The organism is Oceanirhabdus sp. W0125-5, assembly GCF_027938815.1.
Taxonomy (GTDB): domain Bacteria; phylum Bacillota; class Clostridia; order Clostridiales; family Clostridiaceae; genus Oceanirhabdus.
In genome coordinates this window covers 1477242-1497820 of record NZ_CP115913.1, presented here as the reverse complement: position 1 = coordinate 1497820, position 20579 = coordinate 1477242, and the positions used below count along the sequence as shown (strand labels likewise).

The following is a 20579-nucleotide window of genomic DNA, read 5'->3' as shown; positions in this document are numbered from 1 at the left end:
TACGCAGAAACTATATCTTATTGTTCTTTAGAACAATATATTTTTACTCATTTTATCTGAGATAAAATATTGTATTCTTGTTTCAAAGTTATACTTGAAAATTAAATAAAGAATAATTCTATTTATTATAAACCAATAAAATTATTCTTTCTTATGAATTAAGTAAATATTCTTTGCTAATAAAATTAAAATAATTAGTTACGTTTTGGAATAAGGTTGATAGTTCTTTATAGCACCAGGATTTTATAAATGTTTTTGTTTATATACAGTAAAATAATGTATAATATAGAATGATAATTAATTCATAAAATAGTTATTTGCAGTTATATTTTTTAGGAGGTTATTTAAATGACTGAAAAGTTTATTGGTATTTTAGCTGGAATGGGTCCAAGGTCAACAGCACCATTTGTTGATTTAGTTGTTGATGAATGTCAATTTCAATATGGAGCAAAGTATGATGAAGAGTTTCCACCAATGATGATATATTCTTTACCAACCCCATTTTACATTGATCGCCCAATAAATCATGAACTTATGAAAAATTCTATAATTAAAGGATTGCAAAAGCTTGAATCAATCGGTGTAAGTTTTATTGCAATGCCATGCAATTCGGCACATGTATACTTTAATGAATTAACCGATTTTATCAATATTCCTTTATTAAACATAGTAACAGAAACAGTAAAACAATTACCATTAGTTTTACAAAATGTAACTTTATTTTCTACTGCCTCAACATTTGAGTCTGGAATTTATCAAAAAGGTATAATTGGTAATGGTCATAAGTTTACTTTTAAAGAAGAATGGCAAGTTAAGTTAAATAATCTTATTCAAAATATAAAAGTCGACAAAGAGAACATAGAAAATATAGGTATTTGGAATGAACTTATAGAAGATGCAAAGAAGGAATCTATTGATAGTATTGTAATAGCTTGCACTGATCTAAATGTAGTATTAGAAAAAACACATAATACTCCCATTAATATTATTGACTCATCAAAATGTTTAGCAGAATCAGTTGTTAGTAAATACTTAGAATTAGTCAAATAAAAACTGATTATAATTATACTATAATCAGCTAATGCATATAAGTTTATTCAATTAGATATAAATTTTAGGCTACAATGTTTCATTCCAAATGAAACGAGCGAACCCATTATTGTACAAGGAACAATACAATTAAAATTTCACGGAGTGAAATATCCATCATTCTCCATTATACATTATACATTCTCCATTACGGTTTTATCAGTTTTCCTCCACAGAAAGGACAAAATTTTGCACAACTCAAATTATCTGTTAATATTTCTCCACATTGTGCACATGAGGAAATATCATCATTTCTTCTATTCTGTGTAATAATACTAATTAATTTTTCTTTGTCAATTGGCGTTACCAACACATAATCAACTTGATTTTTATAAACCTCTAGTTCTTCTTCATTAGATGAACATAGCACACAAATAGTGTTTTTTGATAACTTCTTTATATTCTTTGCAATTATATTTCCCGAAAAATATTTCATCACAAGATTAACAAAAACAACATCTGGTTTTAAATCTTTTACTGCTTCAAATACCTGAAGTTCATCAGCAATATGCCCTTCAACCCCTAAACCATTCAAGAGATCCTTCATTATCAAATTTTCTAATTTACAATCATTTACAAGAATTGCCCTCATTTTAAATCACCCTATTTAAAAGCCGGCATTTGTAGAGATTCCTTAGGAATCTGTACAGCCGGCTTATTTAATTATTATATTTATTTTTCGAATGGTTTATTTAATTCTTCAGTTCCTTTTAAAACAAATCTACCATCTTTGATGATTTCAATTTTTTCTCCACTTTCAGTAATTGCTGCAATAAAGTCTAATCCCTCATATGGAAGCGTAATATCTGTATGACATTGAGTATATGCTTCTTTTAAGTTAGTCTTTCTTAAGATAGATTTTTCATTATCTCTTGCAATTATCTCTTTTCCATCAGTAGGATTATAAACAGCTACATCTTCTGACCATGAGAAGCATGTATCTCCAATTGCAAAGTGTGGTCCCATCTTTTCAACAATTAAGATTGGTAATATATTTAAGATTTCATGTTTATTTGCCATAACATATGCTGTTGTGTTAGTCCCTATAGCAAATTCTCCTAAAGGAAGAGTCTTATGAGGGAACATTAAGTTCTCTTGAATATATTTTTTATTATCTTCTTCATTATCAAAGTTTGAACAAGTATATTCATCAATATATCCGTCTTTAAATGTAATCTTTAAGTTTTCGAATTTTAATTCTCTTAAATATACTTCTTCAACATGCAGAACACCATTTGTTCCAGTTAATTGTGGAGATGTAAATACTTCTCCAACTGGAATGTTAACATCAGCTACACAGTTAACATAGTTTGTCTCTTTTTCAGGGTTGTTAATCTTCTGATTCTTAACCATTATATCAGTTTCATTTGTTCCCTTACCTTTTACATGAATATATTCACCTTTATCTAAAGCATCAATAATGTGTTGTTGAATTCGCTCATATTTATCGCTGTCAAGCATGTTAACTTCACATGTATCTTCAAATATTTCTTCAAAGTTTTCTCCAATTTCAGGTACTGGGAATGCAATTATTGTAAAGCTATATTCACTTCTTGGCATATATTTTGATTGAATCTGCTGCATAGTTCCACTTAAAGTATTGAATAATTGTGATTGATCATCATTAAGCTTAAGACATTCTTTTTTACTTTCTGGTGAGAAAGGCTTCTCCCCAAATGTCTCAACAACAGCTGGACCTGCAAATCCTCTTAAAGTATCTTGGATTTCCTCTGTAACATCTTCAAAAGCCTTTATTCTCATATCAACAAACTCTTTATCCAAATATAAAGCATTGTCAAATCTATGATCATATGGCATCTGCTTATTTGGTTCAGTTGAAGTAACATTTCCAATAATACACTTTAAGCCCATATCCTCAAAGTTTTTAATAGCTTCTTTCATCATCATTTCTTGACCTGCATTAAATCTTAGTTGGACATTTTGTTTCTTAGATAAGTCTTTGTTATCTCTTACAAATCCTTTTCTGAATCCTTCAGTATATGTATCCGCTATCTTCTTTATTTTTTCACTATCATATTTATTATAGAATTCTGCAGTTTTTATCTCGTTTTTATCAATAAATTTACCATATTTGAAAAGGTATCTTAAATCATTAAGATCCTCACTCTTTATCATATCAACATAATAAGAAACTTCTGGTGATAATCTTTCGATTAAATCCATCTTAAGTCTTTCGTTTAAGTTAATTTTAGTATCTTTTATTACCTTTTCCTTTAATTCACTAACTTCCCACTGATTATCACATTTTAGAAGATTAAATACTTCTATAAATAATTCATTATTTTTAGCCATTTTAAATCTTTTATGTTTATATGCATACTCAATATAATTTACAAATCTCATATAAAAGTAACATAATATTTGTCCAATATCTTCACCAAAAACGCTTACACAGTATGCCGGATTTGCATAACTTGTCTCGTAAGCCTCGTTAGTATAATGTCTATATATTTTGTGATTTTGCTCAAGTAATTCATCAAAAGTTTTACTTTTGAAATACTCTTCATTAAGTTCTCTTTCATGTTCACATAATTCTAAAATAACCCCTGCAGTATGTGAAAAGAACTTACCATAATCACCGCAATTACAACTGCATTTCTCCGTCTCATCTTTAATCTTTTTAATAACTTTTAATGTTTCATTTAGCTGTTCTTCATGCTTAACATTTAAATCTCTATAATATTCATTAAAATCAAACATTATGTATCCTCCTTTTATTTAGATTCCCTTAATATTGCTTCACAATCTTAGGCTATCATATAATTCCAATATTTTCAATAGACAACCCATTATTTTTAATATTTCCTGAAAAATTTTAAAATTTGATTTTAATAAATTTCATTTTTCATCAATAAATACATAGATTTTCTTTAAATTTTATATTTGAGAATTTTAACAATAAATTAAAAAGATGTTTTTATGTTTTTTTGGTATAATTATAATAATTACAGTTAAATATTATAATATACAATTTTTAGTAATAGATTATGGGGGGGATTTGATTGTTCAAAAAAAAACATATTCCATTTATAGAATTCTTACCTTTAATTATAATTTCTCTAATATTATATAAAGTTATAGATAATTTTGAAGGAATTGCAAGTGCCATTACTTCTTTTCTTCCAAGCTTAAGCACCATTATTTGGGGACTTGCTATAGCGTATCTTATGAACTTTCCACTTTCTTATATTGAGAAAAAAATTAAAGTTCCTAGAGTTTTATCCTTAGTTATCGTGTATGCAATTTTATTTGGAACCATTGCTGCACTCTTTACAAGTTTAATTCCGGAAATAGGCAGAAGTATTCAAGAATTGATAGATTTAATTCCTCCTGAAGAAGAAATCATAAATATTGTTAAATCTCTTCAAGAGTCATTTGTTAACATTGAATTCATACGAGAATTCGATTTAAACTCTAATCTAACGAAAATAATTGGAACATTCTCATCAGCAATTTCTGATTCATTTACATCTATAGTGTCAGGAGTAAATGTTACAGTATCAACTGTAATGTCCATAACTACCTCATTGATGAAACTAATTTTTGGACTGATTATTTCAATGTATGTTTTAAAAGATAAAGAAAGACTAACTAACTATACTAATAGAACTTTAAAATCTTTACTTCCTGAAAAAAGGTACGATAGTTTACTTTTTAACGTGCGAGAAATACATGAAGTGTTTTCAAAGTACATAGTGGGTAAATCTTTAGATTCCTTTATTATCGCTGTGCTTTGCTTTATTGGATTAAGTTTAATGAAAATCCCATTTGCATTGTTAATAAGTTTCATAGTAGGAATAACTAATATGATTCCTTATTTCGGACCATTTATAGGAATGTTCCCATCAGCCCTAATAGCTCTCTTAGCATCTGGTCAATGGGAAAAAGGCCTTGGTGTTCTCATATTTATAATCGTATTACAACAGCTTGATGGATGGCTAATCGGACCTAAAATCCTTGGTGATTCTGTTGGTCTTGACCCATTAGTGGTTATTATAGCTATAATTATCGGAGGAGCAGCCTTTGGAATATTAGGTATGTTTGTAAGTGTTCCTATAGTAGCCATTTTAAGGAGTAATTTTGAAAGATTCCTGGAAGGTCGCATTAATAAAACAAAAAAGCTTTCCAGTGAGGACATTGAAACTTAAAACACAAGACAAACCGTTAAACAAATGGATAATTGAAAATGGAGAATGGAGAATGATGGATGGTTCTGACTTAGGTCAGAACCTACATTTTATTGTTCTTTAGGACAAGGAGGTTTTATTTTATTTATTTTATCTTTAGATAAAATATTGTATTTTCCATACAATATGTTCTTTACTATTTTTCAATAACTCTAACTTTTAGAAATATAAAAAGTTGGTTACATAAAAATGTGACCAACTTTTTTCTGCTTAAATATATCATTGTCATTCAAATCAACAAAGGGTTATATTTTTTAGAAAATATATTTTCTGGTTTTATCAATGGAAAAATGTTGAGCTTCAAGTACAATGTTTCATTAAAACTGAAACAAGTAAACACCTATTATCCAAGGAACAATATAATTAAAATTTCTCGAAGAGAAATGTCCATCGTTCTCCATTCTCCATTCTCCATTATCTTTTACTCCTATCTTTCTCCAAGTTTCAGATTAGGTATAGCATTAATATCTATAGCCGCTTCTCTTCCAGCTTGGTATTCATAATAAGCTGCACTCCCTATCATTGCTGCATTGTCTGTACAAAGTACCATAGGTGGGAATAAAACATCAATATTATGTTTTTTACATTCCCTCTCCATGGTCTCTCTTAAACAGGAATTTGCTGCAACGCCTCCGGCAATAGCTATTTTATTTACTTTCTTCATTTCACAAGCTTTTATAGCATTATCAACTAACACTCCAACAACAGCTTTTTGGAATGAAGCAGCTACATCAGCCTTATTTATTTCTTCATTCTTCATATTCATTTTATTTAAATAATTAAGTACAGCTGATTTAACTCCACTGAATGAAAAATCTAATGAGTTTTTATCATCCATTTTTGCTCTTGGGAATATAATAGCATCCTCATTCCCCTCTTTTGATATTTTATCTATCTTTGGTCCACCTGGATATCCAAGGCCTATTGCTCTTGCTACCTTATCAAAAGCTTCACCTGCAGCATCGTCTCTTGTTTTACTTATGACCTCAAATTCACCATAATCTTTCATGTATACAATAAATGTGTGTCCACCTGATACAACAAGACAAACAAATGGTGGTTCAAGATTTTTATGCTCTATAAAATTTGCGCAAATATGTCCCTCTATATGATTTACACCTATTAAAGGTACATTAAGTGAATATGCTAAACCTTTAGCGTATTGCAACCCGACTAATAACGCTCCTACTAATCCTGGTCCATATGTAACTCCTACAGCATCAACATCTTCCAGTTTTATCTTCGCTTCATCTAATGCCTTCTGAACCACTGCTGAAATTCCCTCTATATGCTTTCTTGAAGCAACTTCAGGTACTACACCACCAAACTTTTCATGAACATCAATTTGAGATGATATTACATTTGATAGAACCTCTCTTCCATTAACAACTACTGCTGCAGCTGTTTCATCACAACTTGATTCAATAGCTAATATAGTTACTTTATCTTTCATGCTTATTTACACCACGCTCTTCCTTTTATCTATCTAGATTGAATAAGCTAATTACACCAAATCTTGTTCCATAATAAAAAACCATTGCGCTTTCTAAAAGCAAATTGAAAGTGGAAAATTGAAAGTTGAAAACGTAGGATATTTCTCTTCGAGAAATTTTAATCATATTGTTCTTCGGACAAGAATAGTTCACTCGTTTCATCTTAATGAAACCTTGTATTCTAAATTACAATATTTTATCTAAAGATAAAATGAGTAAACCTCTATTGTTCTATAGAACAATAAAATATAGTTTTGCAGAGCAAAACCTCCATCGTTTTCCACTTTCCACTTTCAACTGTTCAGTTATGTTTTATGTCATAATGTTTCTCTATTATGAAGTAGAATACAAATGTATTTATTCAACTCTTTATATATCTTTATCTAAGTATCTATTATACATCAAATTGTTATTTTTCAGCAACTATTACTGTAGGCAAGGTTGCTAAACTCCATGGTTTCTTATCAAATCCCCCATAGAAAGTAACTTTTTCAAATCTCTTAAAGCACGCTTGTAGTTCATCTTTAAGAATCGGTACAAGTTCAACTGAATTTACGTATTCTTCTCCACTATGAAATTTTATTGTTCCTTTAAATTCTATGTTTCCATTATTTTTCATAATATAATCTCTAATAAATTTAAGTCCACCTTCATCTCTAACTATATCAGGCAATCCCTTCATATTATCTTTTAAAATTTTATCGTAATTTATCACTTGTATTATCATTTTTCCATTTTCACTTAAAACGTCATAACAATCATCAATAAAATCAGCTATAACCTTTTTATTTGGTAAATGAACAAGTGAGTTTCCTATACAAAAAATACCATCAAACTCTTGATTTAATTCTTTAATCTTTGTCATATCCATGACCATTTCTGAAACTTTACTACTTGGTATTTTCTTTTTTCTTAATAGTTCTACCATCTTTTCATCAAGATCTATAGCTGTAACTTTTTTTCCTTCTTCATCAAGTTCTAGGGAATAAGTACCACTTCCACATGCAACATCAAGTATTCTTTCTTGATTACTGAATTCCTCCATAAGAAACTCTTTTTTGATCTTACTAAAGGGAAAAATTGTATCATAATATTTACTTAATATATCATAAAACTTCATCTCTATCACCTCTCACATAATTTCACATAATATTTTTCAAAAATAAACACCTTTTTCTTGGTATAATAAAATTATGTTTATATTATACTACTTTGTCCAAGTAATGATTGTTACTTATGTTACTATTATTGAATAAAATTTTGTAACCATATTTCATTTTAAACTACCTAAAAACATTAGATGTTTAAAATACATATGTTAACAAAATTTAGTTAATTATATATTATTAAAATTATTCTCAAAGGAGCGAAAGAATATGTACTCAATATATTTAGTTGAGGATGAAAAAGATCTGAATACAATATTATCTACTTACCTAAGGCAAGAAGGTTGGAATATAAAATCCTTTCTCACTGGTTCTGAAGTATTAGATCATATAAACGATGAACCTGATTTATGGATATTAGATATAATGCTTCCTGATTGTGATGGATTTGAATTAATTAAAAAGATTAAAAATAAAAATGAAAATACACCTGTTATCTTTATATCTGCTAGAGATAAAGATATAGATAGAGTTATTGGACTAGAGATGGGAAGCGATGATTATCTAGCTAAACCATTTTTACCAATTGAACTTATTATTAGAACAAAAAAACTTCTTAAAAGAGTATACTCAACAAGTATTTCCCAAAAAAAATCAGAGACACTTACTTTAGGAGATTATAGGATTGATGAGAACAAAAGAAAGATTTTCTTTAAAGATACTGAAATTGAAATAACCTCAAAAGAATATGATTTATTAAATTTTCTTTTTAATAATATAGGTACAGCCTTTTCTAGAGAGCAAATTTTATTAAAAATATGGGGAAATGACTATTTTGGAAGTGATAGAGTTGTAGATGATTTAATACGAAGAATACGAAAGAAATTTTCTAATTTGAACTTAGAAACAATATATGGATTTGGGTACAGGCTAAATGAAGTTTAAAAACTACTCTCTATCTGTACAGTTCTCCATAATATTTACAACTTTCATAGTATTTTTTGTACTATTGTTTACATCAACACTTACTCTATCATTAAAAACGTCATTTAAAAAGGATTTGTATAACCTTATGGAATATGCCGAAGAGACCGAAATACTCAATTTAAGCAAATTCCTATATAGCAAAGTAAAGTCAAATAAATTCACTAACAACGATTCAAGTAAAGGCTCTAATCAAAATTCTATGAAGGAAGATATATTTCTGAAGGACAAAAATGCTCAAACATTCAAATTACCATCTTCTAACAGGTTTAAAGATGTATACATTAAACATATATATTCTGAATTTGATTTTATTTTAAGAGCAAACATCCACAGAGATATTCCTTTAAAAGATCAAAGAAAGTTTTTGAAAATGGTATATACTCAATTTGAAAATCAAGAAGAAGATTCTAAGGAATATTATTATGAATTCAAACTTAAGAATTCTAAAGTATATCCTATTTACTATAAATTAACCAAAACTGAAGAGAAAATATATAACAATATCAAAAGCTATATATTAAGCAGTAATTCAGGTTCTACAGCCACAAAGATGATTAGTTCCCTTGATAAGTACAATTCATCAGAAAAAAAACTGAAAGGAATAATGACTTATTCGTCCAATAACACAACTAATACTCTTGTTAATGAAATTTTAAGTAATATACTCCCATTTCTTTTAGGTGGTACATTAGTAGCCTTAATTCTTGGAATATTACTTTCTAAGTACTTAACCAAACCTCTTAAGAAACTTAAAATAGCTGTAAAAAATATTGGTGAAAGAAATTGGAATACTCCTCTTACAGTTGATAGAATGGATGAAATAGGAGAACTTTCATATTCTATCGAAGGAATGAGACGTGAACTTGTAAAAAACTATGAGCAGGAACAATGGATGCTCCAAAAAATATCTCATGAATTAAAAACTCCTGTAATGATTATTAGAAGTTACGCTCAAGCCGTAAATGATGGTATTTTTCCTAAAGGTACTCTTGAGGATTCAATAAAAACTATTGATTCAGAAGCTTTACGTCTACAAGAAAGAATAAAGGATCTGCTTTATTTAACTAAACTTAACTATATGACTAAACATGAAGTAATTGAAAAAACACCTATTAATTTAAAATCTTTAATTGATGATGTTTGCTATTCTTTTAAAGCAAAAAAAGGTAACGTGCAGCTTAAAGAAGATTTATTTGACTGCATTATCGATGGAATATCAGATCAATTAAAAGTAGTTTTTGAAAATATCATAGATAATTCGCTACGATATGCTAAAACTGAAGTATCAATTACGTTTACTTCTAATAAGAATAATTTAATAGTTAATATATTCAATGATGGAGAAAATATCTCTCCTAAGGTAATGGATAATATCTTTGAACCATTCTTTAAAGGTTCTAAAGGAAATTATGGACTCGGTCTTGCTATTGCTAAGAATATAATCGACATTCATGATGGTGAAATCACTATACAAAACGAAAAAAATGGAGTATCATTTTTAATAAGCCTAAAAAGAAATTGAGAATTGAGAATTGAGAGTTGAGAATGATGGATGAATCTCACTTACGTGAGATTCTACATTTTGTTGTTCTTTAGGACAAGAAGAGTTTTCTCATTTTATCTATGATAAAATATTGAATTTAAATACATTATTACTCTTTTCAAAAAACAAAACCCCATTGTAATCAGCAACTTTCCACAAATTCAAAATCTATAATTTCCTATATAATAAAAACATAAAATAGGAAGGAGACTTACATGGGTGATTTATATGCAAAGGTAGTTGTAAAGGGCTCACCTATTTCAAAATCAAACTTTAAACTTTTTAATTCTAACGGTAGAGCTATTCTTCCATATAACTCTGGAAAATATCATGATAGATATGCTCTTTATGAAGAAGAAATAGCACTGCAAGCACGCTCTCAAAATCCTGGTATTGTGATAACTCAAGGAGTAATTGCAATCTTAAAGGTTTTTTATAAAAGCGAAAAAAGACATCCGGATACCAACAATATTACAAAGAGTATATTTGATGGTATTGAAAAGAGCGGTTTAATTGTTAATGATGCACAAATAAAACATATGATAATAGAAGAATTCTATGATAAAACTAATCCAAGATTTGAACTCGAACTCTTCGGAGAGAGCGAATATTCAATGGAATATTCTATAAAAAAAAGAGCTACCCCTCTTGAACCAGTAGATTACTCTCCACCACCTAACAGAAAGAAAACAGTTGAGACAAACCTCAAAGCTAAAAAAGAAGTTTCTAAACAAAGAACATCAAATAAAATTTCATGTCATATCTGTGGAAAGGCAATCACTAAAGACAGTGCCGTTTCTGCTAATAAGGGATCAATGTTAATATGCAAAACTTGTTTTAAAAAACTATTTTAAAATATAAATGCTAGAGAAAGCATCTAAAATATGTATACTACTAAAAAACTTTAAAAGAATTTGAGAATGATGGATGTTTCTGCATATACAGAAACAATATTTTATTGCTCCATAAGACAACATTACTTTACTCATTTTATACAATGATAAAATATTGTATTTTATCTACAATATTTCATCATTGATGAAGGGAGTAAACTATTATTGCTCAATGAACAATAATATTAAAATTTCTCGGTAGAGAAATGTCCAGCATTCTCCATTCTACATTCTCAATTCTCCATTATGTTTTTACTCCTCTTTTCTGAACAAACACCCTAGCACTCTTATACCCATCCTTAAATAATTTTATTATAGCTTCTCGTGAGAGTTTAAATTCAGTTATAGGAAGATCATTACAGGGTATTAAAATAGTCCTTTTAATATTTTTCTCAGTTAAAGCTGGTCTAACCCTATCAGCTGTAAGTGTATCAGCAATATCAAGAACATATGAGATTGCATTATCCTGTTTTATTCCATAATTCTCAGTATACTTATAATCTATTCCTATAGTTTCTATGCTATTATTTTCTCTATCAAAAATTTCTATTGGAAAATTAGTAGATACTCCACCATCAACAATATAGTGAAGAACACCATCTACCTTTATTTTAACTGGTTTAAAAAATAATGGTATACTAACACTCATCCTAATAGCTTTTGCAACTGTAAACTTATTTATATCAATCCCATATTCCTCGAAACAATCTGGCATTATCATTTCCTTTTTACTTGTTATATCTGACGCTATAACTTTCAATCTCATTCCGTTATCTCCATTAAGATCTTGAAATGTTCTTACCCCTTTTTCTTCTAAGAGCTTTTCCATCCACTTTTCTAGTTTTTTTCCTGAATATATTCCTTTATCTTTAACTAACCCAATAGCATTTCCTACAAAGGGTATCTTCCCTAATACTCCTTTATCCTTAAATTTGAGAAAATTAAAATCTATCATCATCTTTTTTATCTCATGAGCTGTATATCCGACAGCAATTAATGATGCGATTATTGCTCCTGATGATACTCCTGCAGCTTTCTCCCATGAAATTCCTTCTCTCTCAAGAGCACATAGTGCTCCTACGATTCCAACTCCTCTTAAGCCACCTCCAGCACACACAAGATTTGCTTTCATATTATTCTCCCATTTATTACTATATTAAAATATTATTAATTTTCAATGTTTTTTATTCTAAATATAAATGATTATGATATATTAATGTTATAGATAACTACTACATAGATTTAATGGGAGGTTTTTTTATGAATTCACATGAAATTAATTATAAACTCTATGGAGATGACATGCAATTTGTTGAAATAGAGCTAGATCCAGGGGAAAGTACAGTTGCTGAAGCTGGTGCAATGATGATGATGGATCAAAATATTGAGATGGAAACAATCTTCGGTGATGGTTCTGAACAAACAGGAGGGTTCATGGGTAAACTCTTTGGGGCAGGTAAGCGACTTATTACTGGTGAAAGTTTATTCATGACTCTTTTTACAAATAGAGGTCACGGAATCCAACATGTTTCATTCGCATCTCCTTACCCTGGTAAAATAATACCATTAGATCTCTCTACTCTAGGTCATAAAATTATTTGTCAAAAAGATGCTTTTTTATGTGCAGCTAAAGGAGTTTCCATTGGTATGGAATTCAGCAAAAAAATTGGTGCTGGTTTCTTTGGTGGAGAAGGATTTATACTACAAAAATTAGAAGGCGATGGATTAGCTTTCATACATGCTGGTGGAACAATAGCAGAACGTGAACTAGCTCCTGGAGAAATGATAAAAGTTGATACTGGTTGTCTTGTTGCTATGACTTCTGATGTTGATTATAACATAGAGTTCGTAGGAGGAGTTAAAAATTCTTTATTTGGTGGAGAAGGTTTCTTCTTTGCTACACTAAGAGGACCAGGAAAGGTTTGGATACAATCTCTTCCATTCAGTAAACTTGCAGATAAGGTTATTGCAGCTATGCCACCACAAAGATCAAACAACTAATAAAACCTTTAAAAGAAGTGTTGATAAATAATCATAAGTAAAACGGACAGGAGTATACTTGTCCGTTTTCTATTTATTTTGCATAATATTAAAATCATTCAGATAACTTTGAATTTGAAACTATATAGCCAATGCAATTAAATCTGTTTTTTCATACCGATTATGCCCTTTAAATCCTTTTTTATATTTCCAACACTTAATTGCATCTTCAAGAGATTTCCCTTCATTATCAGCAAAAAAATCTCTAATATAAGTATTGTATTCAAATTGTCTATCTATTGTTGTTCTACCTTTTTTCTTTTCTTCTAAAATTTGATAATAAGCATCTATTGCCTCTTTATATGTCTTTCCTGTATTCTCTTTTAACCACTTTTGAAATATCACAATAAAAGAAAAGGAATCTCCAATTTTTTTCTTGAAAAATGCTCTGTGTTTTTCTGAACAAACGAAATTATCTTCAATTTTACTTTCTTCTGTTATAGTTCCAATATCAATTGTTTTTGTTTTCTTTTTAGATTCAGATTTTTTCTTTTCTCCTGTATCTAAAAAATGTTCAATTCTATCAGTTAATTCAATTTTGCTACCACTTGTTGATAGTCCCTCATTCCTACAAAATGTAATGAGTTCTTCTTTCAGATAATAATACTCTAGAAAAGTTTTACTATTCAAATCTTTATTTAATATTGGTCTTTTAGTCATTCTTCTCCTCCTACAATTTCTTATCTATATATTAATATAACCATACATTATTTAATTATTAAACCATATATTTCTATAGATTTATGTAAAGTTATTTTTATAATCTCTAGATTATTTAATATAGGCAATGTTTGCCCTAGGGAACGAGCCCTCTTGTCTAACAACCAACAAAATTCAAAAATTTCACGTAGTGAAATATCCATCATTCTCCATTCTCCATTTCCCATTCTCCATTAGATATAAAAGAAGATGAGCAAAAAAGCTCATCTTCTTTTATATCTTAAGTATATCAATATTCGATTCTCTTATCTCTTCAAAATCACAATCTAATGTTAAAAGGTAATTAACACCGTTATATTCAGCACATGCCAAATGATAGGCATCATTTACTGATAACATAAACTTCTTCATAAATTCTTTTGCTAAAGCAATGCTTTCTTTATTAATTGTCACATATTTCAAATTCATCGCTTGTTCGACTTGAGTATGCATCTCTACTGCTTTCTCATAATACACTTTTAATAAATCTCTTTTCCAAGGGTTTTTAGCAATGTTATGAAAATATTTATTAAAAGGTATATAATGAAACTTCTCAAATCTTCTTTCTTTAATAATTCTTCTATCATTTTTACTAAAACATGCAACAATTAAGTTTATATTAGGTCTTGAATTAATTGGTTCTGTTTTATCCCATTTGAATTTTAAATCATTTATAAACATTTTTTTCTGTATTTGATTAATAAATTCTGCTGTTACAATATCATTTATACATAACTTACATTCGCTGGCAAGGAGTGTTTTGAAGGTTAAAATACATTCATTATTTTTAGGATCTTTATCATATAGAAGAGATAATAGAAAACAAGTGTCTACTAGTATCTTAGTATGCTTATTAAATTTAATATTTTCAAATGGATAATTAAATGTTTTCAAATATTCCTGTCTTCATTTTAACCAACATATATCTCTCCTAAAATATAGCTATATTACATTTTATTAAAAATATATTTTGTTATGCTGATATCCTAAGATTATACGAATTTTTCTATAAAATATTTTGAAGAAACAGTTTAATAACCTCTGCTCCACCAATTAAAGTCCCAACCGTACTTCCTAAATTAACAAAAATAACAACTAAAAGTATTCTTGAAACTCTATTTTTCCATATCCCTTTTATTGAACTTACATCATCAGGTAAAGACTCGAAATCACTTACATTAGGTTTTCGCTTATATGCTTCAACAATACCAGCAAACCAACCTGCAGCTAATAATGGATTAAGTGAACTTATTGGTGCTACTGCAAACGCAGTCAATATGGCTAATGGATGTGCAAATGCAATAGCCCCTGCAATGGCAGATAAGGATCCATTCCAAATTACCCAACTTAAAATTGACTCTAAACCATCACTTCTATTTGAGTACAAGGTATATGCAATTAATGATATTATACCTATTGATATTCCCCACCCAATGAATTTACCTATTTTTTTCTTCTTTGGCTTTATGCATAGTTCATCAATATCGGTCTCACTTTCATTTAAAAGTTCTTTCTTTATACCTGGAACATGCGCTGCACCTAAAACAGCTACGACTTTATCACCTTCAGCTTCTTTTATTTTATGAGCTAAATATTTATCTCTTTCATGCAATAACGGAGTAGCAAGCTGTGGAAATGATGTAGATAATTCATTTAAAACATTCGTAAGCATATCTTCAGATTTTAATTCTTGAAGGTCTTCCTCACTAATATCTTCATCTCCAAAGGCACTCATAATAGCTTGAAACATTAATTTAACTTTTCCCCATAATCCAATATTCCCCCAAATTCTAGAGAATGTTGTTTGTATATCTCTATCCGCTAACACTAAATTAGCACCTATATCCTCTGCTGATTTAATTCCTTGAATCATCTCACCACCTGGTTCAATACCAAATTTTTTAGCCATTTTTTTCTGATATGATGATAAAAGGATATTTACTAAAAACAAAAGCGATTTTCCACTTTTTATAACTTCAAAAATATCAGTATTTTTCCACTTATCTTTATCCTTTATAGTTTCATATCTATTCTCACACAATTCAACACATACTGAATCCGGTTTTTCCCTTTCAATAACCTCTTTAACTTCTTCAACACTTCTCTTTGATACATGTGCAGTGGCTATTAAAATATATTCTTTTTCACCATACTGCACTCTATGTATATTCTCATTCTCCACTATATCACCTCTTAACTTATTAAAATATTTTAAAATAATTATATCATAATGTGGTTAAAATTACTCACAATTTTAAATAAACTACATATATTGGTAATATAGTTATTGTCCCCTTAACTATATGTATTTCCCCCCCATACAAATTTAGCCCTCAAAATAATAAAAGGATGATAGTTGCTATCATCCATTTTTTTTATTTTTATTTTTGTGAGTAAATATCTATTATCTTTACTATAACATCTACAGCTTTTTCCATAGAATGTGTAGGAATATACTCGTACTTACCATGGAAGTTATGTCCACCTGTAAATATATTTGGTGTTGGTAATCCCATGAAAGATAATCTAGCTCCATCAGTACCGCCTCTAACTGGAAGTATCTTAGGTTCTACCCCTACTTCCTCCATAGCCTTCTTAGCATTGTCTACAATATGCATTACTGGCTCTATTTTCTCTTTCATGTTCTTATATTGTTCTTTTATCTCTATTTTAACAGTACCTTCACCATATTGTGCATTGTACTTCTCTTCAAGAGATTTCATGAACTTCATCATTTCTTCATACTTTTTACTATCATGCTCTCTAATAATATATGTAAGTGTACTCTCCTCAACTGATCCATTAAATGAAATCAAGTGATAGAATCCTTCATAACCTTCAGTATTCTCTGGTCTATCTTTCTCTGGTAACTCATTAATAAACTTATTAGCAATGAATGTTGAATTCACCATCTTATTCTTAGCACTACCAGGATGTACATTTCTTCCTTTTATAGTTACTTTAGCACCTGCAGCATTGAAATTTTCAAATTGTAATTCTCCTATGAAACCACCATCCATAGTATAGGCAAAGTCAGCACCAAATTTTTCAACATCAAAATGATCTGCTCCTCTTCCTACTTCTTCATCAGGCGTAAATCCAACCATTATTTTACCATGCTTAATTTCTGGATTACTCTTAATTCTTTCCACAGCAGTAACGATTTCAGCTATACCAGCTTTATCATCAGCACCAAGAAGTGTAGTTCCATCAGTTGTGATAAGTGTCTTCCCTATATAATCTTTAAGATCTGGGAAATCATTTGGAGATAATACAATATTCTTTTCTTTATTTAAAATAATATCTCCTCCATCATAGTTTTCAACTATTTGAGGATTTACATTTTCACCAGACATATCAGGAGCTGTATCCATATGTGCTATGAATCCTATTGTAGGTATATCATCATTACAATTTGCTGGTAATTCACCCATTACATACCCATTATCATCCATTGAAACATTTTCAAGCCCAATCTCCTGTAATTCTTCAACCAGTCTAAGCCCTAATTTCTTCTGTTTTTCTGTTGAAGGCACAGTATTTGATGTCTCATCTGATTTTGTATCAAATTTTACATACTCTAAAAACCTTTCCACAACCTTGCTCATATTCCTTACTCCCTTTCAAATATTATTTCATATTTTCTTTCATAACTTTATGTTGCTTAATAATAAACCTTTGCGCTTTAGAAAAGCAAGTTGAAAGTGGAAAATTGAAAGTTGAAAACGTAGGATATTTCTCTTCGAGAAATTTTAATCATATTGTTCTTTGGATAAAAACAATTTACTCGTTTCATCTTAATGAAACCTTGTATTCTAAATTACAGTATTTTATCTAAAAATAAAATGAGTAAACCCTCTTGTTCTAAAGAACAATAAAATCTAGTTTTGCGAAGCAAAACCTCCATCGTTTTCCACTTTCCATTTTCAACTTTTCAGTTATGTTTTATATCACAATGTTTCTCTATCATGAACCATTTCACTAAATAAAAGTATAAATTTATTGTATCTTATAATTTATTTTATTCGGCATATCTTCTAACAGCTTCTGCAATTGAATCCGCAACTTCCTTATTAAGTGCATTTGGAATAATGTACTCTTCACAAAGGTCCTCTTCACTTACCATATCAGCTAACCCTCTTGCAGCTGCTAACTTCATTTCATCTGTAATACCTTTTGCTCTACATTCCAAAGCCCCTTTAAATATACCTGGGAATACAAGAACATTATTAATCTGATTTGGGAAATCCGATCTTCCTGTTGCAACAACTCTAGCCCCTGCTTCTTTAGCTAAATCTGGCATTATTTCTGGATTTGGATTTGCCATTGCAAATATAACAGCATTCTTATCCATTGACTCTACCATATGAGGCTTAAGCACATTAGCCGCTGATACTCCTATAAACAGATCAGCACCCTTTATAATATCTTCTAACTTCCCTTTTTCTTTATTTCTATTAGTTATCTTAGCTAATTCTTTGTGAGCATCGCTAAGTGTACTATCACCTTCAACAAGTGCCCCATTTATATCACACATAACTATGTTCTCTGCACCTGCTTTAATTAATAACTTGCATATAGCTGTGCCTGCTGCTCCAGCTCCATTTATAACAATCTTAACTTCATTTAGTTTTTTCTCAACAACCTTTAATGCATTATAAATCCCAGCTAAGCACACAATAGCTGTACCATGCTGATCATCATGAAATACAGGTATATCAAGTTCCTTTTTTAATCTCTCTTCAATATAGAAACATTCAGGAGCTTTGATATCTTCAAGATTTATTCCACCAAAACCAGGAGATATCAATTTAACAGTGTTAATTATCTCTTCTGGATCTTCTGAATTAATGCATATAGGAAAGGCATTAACATCACCAAATTCTTTAAATAATACAGCTTTTCCCTCCATTACAGGCAATGATGCCTCCGCACCTATATTACCTAATCCTAATACTGCTGTTCCATTAGTAACAACTGCAACTGTATTACCCTTCATTGTATAGTTATATACTTTTTCTTTATCTGCAGCAATTTCTTTACAAGGTTCTGCAACTCCAGGTGTATACGCTATGGACAAATCTTCTCTGGAATTCAACTTCATTTTTGATTCTATTGACAGTTTTCCTTCTAACTCACAGTGAACCCTAAGGGCTTCTTCTCTAATGTTCATACAACACCATCCTTATAACATTAAGTTCTTTCACAAAGCTATTGTAACACTTTTCCCATAATGGGTAAATACTTTCACTCTCAAAGTAACATTTTAAATTTTTTTTAAATTCTTTCTTTTCATTACCCGCTGTAATCTTTTTTATAGAATAAAAACCTATTATTTGTTATACTATTATGTATAGATAAATTAAGTTTACGTATTCTTTATCTATATATGGTCAATACTTAAAGAAAAGCTAGCATTTTTCGGAGGAAAATATGAAAAATAATATTTTTTTAGATTTATTTTATAGCATATTTAAACTTGATGATTATTCACGATATGCTAAAGAAAAAATCTCAAGAACAATAGTTTATGTTTTATTATTAACAACTTTATTGAGTGTATTCATTGTATACAAGCCGTTTGTTGAAATAAAAGGCTTCTATGATTTTCTCTCTCAGAAATATGTTTCTAATGAATTACCTGAACTTAAAATTGAAAATGGAAAACTTATAGTAAATGGATCTGATCCTTATAAAGTTAGTGATGATGATATATTATTCTCAATTAACTCAAAAATAGAAGAATCGTCTGTATATGAAGAATTCGCTTTCTATAATTCAGGAATTGTTTTATCTGAAGATAAAGCCTACGTAAAATATAATAGAAACATTTTGGTGTTCCCATACGAATTACCTATTAGTCCTTTAGGAACTACACTAGATACAATAGATACCCAGATAGTGAAGGAATCACTCATAATATTAATGTGGGCACCTGTTATGATATTTATTTATTTCCTAATCTCATTATTAATATCAAACTTTACTTTTATTTTAATAATTGCCTTCATGTTGAATATTTCTGCTGATAAAAAATATATTAAATTCAGTGATTTATTTAAACTTGCGGCTCATGGTGCTACGCTTTCATTAATATTTAAAGTGTTAGAGTTTTATATGTTTTCAGCATCAATTATTACTACGTTAATAATATATATACTTGCTTATATATATACTATTAACGGATTAAAATCTCTTGTAAAAGAACGAACTCAATTTGATAAAAGAGCGTAAAAAAATCACGGCTATCGCCGTGATTTTTTAATGTAGAATTGAGAATGGAGAATTGAGAATGATGGATGTTTCTGCTAACTCAGAAACTACATTTTATTGCTCTTTAGGACAAAGTATTTTTACTCATTTTATCTTAGATAAAATATTGTATTTTAAATACAACGTTTCATCAAAATGAAACGAGTAAATTACTCTTGTTTAAGAATCAACAATATTAAAATTTCTCGGAGAGAAATGTCAATCATTATCCATTCTACATTATACATTTTACATTTTATTTTTATCTC

Annotated in this window: 17 protein-coding genes; 7 read left to right on the top strand and 10 right to left on the bottom strand. The window is 29.3% G+C overall.

Annotation, left to right across the window (positions count from 1 at the left end; all coding sequences use genetic code 11):
• Positions 1-348 precede the first annotated feature (348 nt).
• Positions 349-1050 carry an aspartate/glutamate racemase family protein gene (locus tag OW730_RS07250; protein WP_271228382.1) on the top strand — a complete coding sequence of 234 codons (702 nt, stop codon included), beginning with the start codon at positions 349-351 and terminating at the stop codon, positions 1048-1050.
• 187 nt (positions 1051-1237) lie between these two features.
• On the opposite strand, the gene OW730_RS07245 is transcribed toward OW730_RS07250, so the two are convergent.
• Both OW730_RS07245 and OW730_RS07240 read right to left on the bottom strand, forming a co-directional pair.
• Positions 1238-1681: a response regulator gene (locus OW730_RS07245; protein WP_271228381.1), complete on the bottom strand. Its 444-nt coding sequence runs from the start codon at positions 1679-1681 to the stop codon at positions 1238-1240.
• A gap of 80 nt (positions 1682-1761) precedes the next feature.
• Complete coding sequence (locus OW730_RS07240; RefSeq protein ID WP_271228380.1) at positions 1762-3810, bottom strand: aminopeptidase; 2049 nt, start codon at positions 3808-3810, stop codon at positions 1762-1764.
• A 302-nt stretch (positions 3811-4112) separates the two neighbouring features.
• Here OW730_RS07240 and OW730_RS07235 point away from each other — a divergent pair, with 302 nt between their 5' ends.
• Positions 4113-5258, top strand: a complete 1146-nt coding sequence (locus OW730_RS07235) for an AI-2E family transporter (RefSeq protein WP_271228379.1) — start codon at positions 4113-4115, stop codon at positions 5256-5258.
• 466 nt (positions 5259-5724) lie between these two features.
• On the opposite strand, the gene tsaD is transcribed toward OW730_RS07235, so the two are convergent.
• Together tsaD and OW730_RS07225 are read right to left on the bottom strand one after the other, a co-directional pair.
• Positions 5725-6750, bottom strand: a complete 1026-nt coding sequence (gene tsaD / locus OW730_RS07230; protein ID WP_271228378.1) for a tRNA (adenosine(37)-N6)-threonylcarbamoyltransferase complex transferase subunit TsaD — start codon at positions 6748-6750, stop codon at positions 5725-5727.
• 449 nt (positions 6751-7199) lie between these two features.
• Positions 7200-7910, bottom strand: a complete 711-nt coding sequence (locus tag OW730_RS07225) for a class I SAM-dependent methyltransferase (RefSeq protein ID WP_271228377.1) — start codon at positions 7908-7910, stop codon at positions 7200-7202.
• Between the two features lie 256 nt (positions 7911-8166).
• Here OW730_RS07225 and OW730_RS07220 point away from each other — a divergent pair, with 256 nt between their 5' ends.
• From OW730_RS07220 to OW730_RS07210, 3 genes are all read left to right on the top strand, one after another.
• Entirely contained in the window at positions 8167-8841 is a 675-nt protein-coding gene (locus OW730_RS07220) for a response regulator transcription factor (protein ID WP_271228376.1), read from the top strand.
• A complete protein-coding gene (locus OW730_RS07215; protein ID WP_271228375.1) occupies positions 8831-10405 on the top strand; it encodes a sensor histidine kinase in 1575 nt (524 codons plus the stop codon). The genes OW730_RS07220 and OW730_RS07215 overlap by 11 nt, the downstream gene beginning before the upstream one ends.
• 236 nt (positions 10406-10641) lie before the next feature.
• On the top strand, positions 10642-11280 hold the full coding sequence (locus OW730_RS07210; protein ID WP_271228374.1) for a RusA family crossover junction endodeoxyribonuclease: 639 nt from the start codon (positions 10642-10644) through the stop codon (positions 11278-11280).
• A 283-nt stretch (positions 11281-11563) separates the two neighbouring features.
• On the opposite strand, the gene OW730_RS07205 is transcribed toward OW730_RS07210, so the two are convergent.
• On the bottom strand, positions 11564-12451 hold the full coding sequence (locus OW730_RS07205) for a patatin-like phospholipase family protein (protein ID WP_271228373.1): 888 nt from the start codon (positions 12449-12451) through the stop codon (positions 11564-11566).
• 128 nt (positions 12452-12579) lie between these two features.
• On the opposite strand from OW730_RS07205, the gene OW730_RS07200 reads away from it, so the two are divergent.
• On the top strand, positions 12580-13320 hold the full coding sequence (locus tag OW730_RS07200) for a TIGR00266 family protein (protein ID WP_271228372.1): 741 nt from the start codon (positions 12580-12582) through the stop codon (positions 13318-13320).
• 120 nt (positions 13321-13440) lie between these two features.
• Here the strand turns inward: OW730_RS07200 and OW730_RS07195 are convergent, their stop codons facing one another.
• The 5 genes from OW730_RS07195 to OW730_RS07175 all read right to left on the bottom strand — a co-directional run bounded on the left by OW730_RS07195 (position 13441) and on the right by OW730_RS07175 (position 19231).
• Complete coding sequence (locus tag OW730_RS07195) at positions 13441-14019, bottom strand: DUF6434 domain-containing protein (RefSeq protein ID WP_271228371.1); 579 nt, start codon at positions 14017-14019, stop codon at positions 13441-13443.
• 273 nt (positions 14020-14292) lie between these two features.
• Positions 14293-14952 carry a type II toxin-antitoxin system VapC family toxin gene (locus OW730_RS07190; protein WP_271228370.1) on the bottom strand — a complete coding sequence of 220 codons (660 nt, stop codon included), beginning with the start codon at positions 14950-14952 and terminating at the stop codon, positions 14293-14295.
• Positions 14953-15064: 112 nt separating this feature from the next.
• Complete coding sequence (locus OW730_RS07185) at positions 15065-16240, bottom strand: TraB/GumN family protein (protein WP_271228369.1); 1176 nt, start codon at positions 16238-16240, stop codon at positions 15065-15067.
• Positions 16241-16439: 199 nt separating this feature from the next.
• On the bottom strand, positions 16440-17666 hold the full coding sequence (pepT, locus tag OW730_RS07180) for a peptidase T (RefSeq protein WP_271228368.1): 1227 nt from the start codon (positions 17664-17666) through the stop codon (positions 16440-16442).
• Between the two features lie 413 nt (positions 17667-18079).
• On the bottom strand, positions 18080-19231 hold the full coding sequence (locus OW730_RS07175; RefSeq protein ID WP_271228367.1) for an NAD(P)-dependent malic enzyme: 1152 nt from the start codon (positions 19229-19231) through the stop codon (positions 18080-18082).
• 260 nt (positions 19232-19491) lie between these two features.
• On the opposite strand from OW730_RS07175, the gene OW730_RS07170 reads away from it, so the two are divergent.
• Positions 19492-20292: a DUF1189 family protein gene (locus tag OW730_RS07170; RefSeq protein WP_271228366.1), complete on the top strand. Its 801-nt coding sequence runs from the start codon at positions 19492-19494 to the stop codon at positions 20290-20292.
• The last annotated feature ends 287 nt before the right edge of the window (positions 20293-20579 follow it).

Bases quoted from the DNA above. Each gene is read 5' to 3' on its own strand.
- OW730_RS07210 (WP_271228374.1), top strand. From the start codon at position 10,642: ATGGGTGATTTATATGCAAAGGTAGTTGTAAAGGGCTCACCTATTTCA.
- OW730_RS07215 (WP_271228375.1), top strand. From the start codon at position 8,831: ATGAAGTTTAAAAACTACTCTCTATCTGTACAGTTCTCCATAATATTT.
- OW730_RS07175 (WP_271228367.1), bottom strand. From the start codon at position 19,231: ATGAACATTAGAGAAGAAGCCCTTAGGGTTCACTGTGAGTTAGAAGGA.
- OW730_RS07170 (WP_271228366.1), top strand. From the start codon at position 19,492: ATGAAAAATAATATTTTTTTAGATTTATTTTATAGCATATTTAAACTT.
- OW730_RS07200 (WP_271228372.1), top strand. From the start codon at position 12,580: ATGAATTCACATGAAATTAATTATAAACTCTATGGAGATGACATGCAA.
- OW730_RS07240 (WP_271228380.1), bottom strand. From the start codon at position 3,810: ATGTTTGATTTTAATGAATATTATAGAGATTTAAATGTTAAGCATGAA.
- OW730_RS07250 (WP_271228382.1), top strand. From the start codon at position 349: ATGACTGAAAAGTTTATTGGTATTTTAGCTGGAATGGGTCCAAGGTCA.
- OW730_RS07195 (WP_271228371.1), bottom strand. From the start codon at position 14,019: ATGACTAAAAGACCAATATTAAATAAAGATTTGAATAGTAAAACTTTT.
- tsaD (WP_271228378.1), bottom strand. From the start codon at position 6,750: ATGAAAGATAAAGTAACTATATTAGCTATTGAATCAAGTTGTGATGAA.
- OW730_RS07205 (WP_271228373.1), bottom strand. From the start codon at position 12,451: ATGAAAGCAAATCTTGTGTGTGCTGGAGGTGGCTTAAGAGGAGTTGGA.
- pepT (WP_271228368.1), bottom strand. From the start codon at position 17,666: ATGAGCAAGGTTGTGGAAAGGTTTTTAGAGTATGTAAAATTTGATACA.
- OW730_RS07220 (WP_271228376.1), top strand. From the start codon at position 8,167: ATGTACTCAATATATTTAGTTGAGGATGAAAAAGATCTGAATACAATA.
- OW730_RS07225 (WP_271228377.1), bottom strand. From the start codon at position 7,910: ATGAAGTTTTATGATATATTAAGTAAATATTATGATACAATTTTTCCC.
- OW730_RS07245 (WP_271228381.1), bottom strand. From the start codon at position 1,681: ATGAGGGCAATTCTTGTAAATGATTGTAAATTAGAAAATTTGATAATG.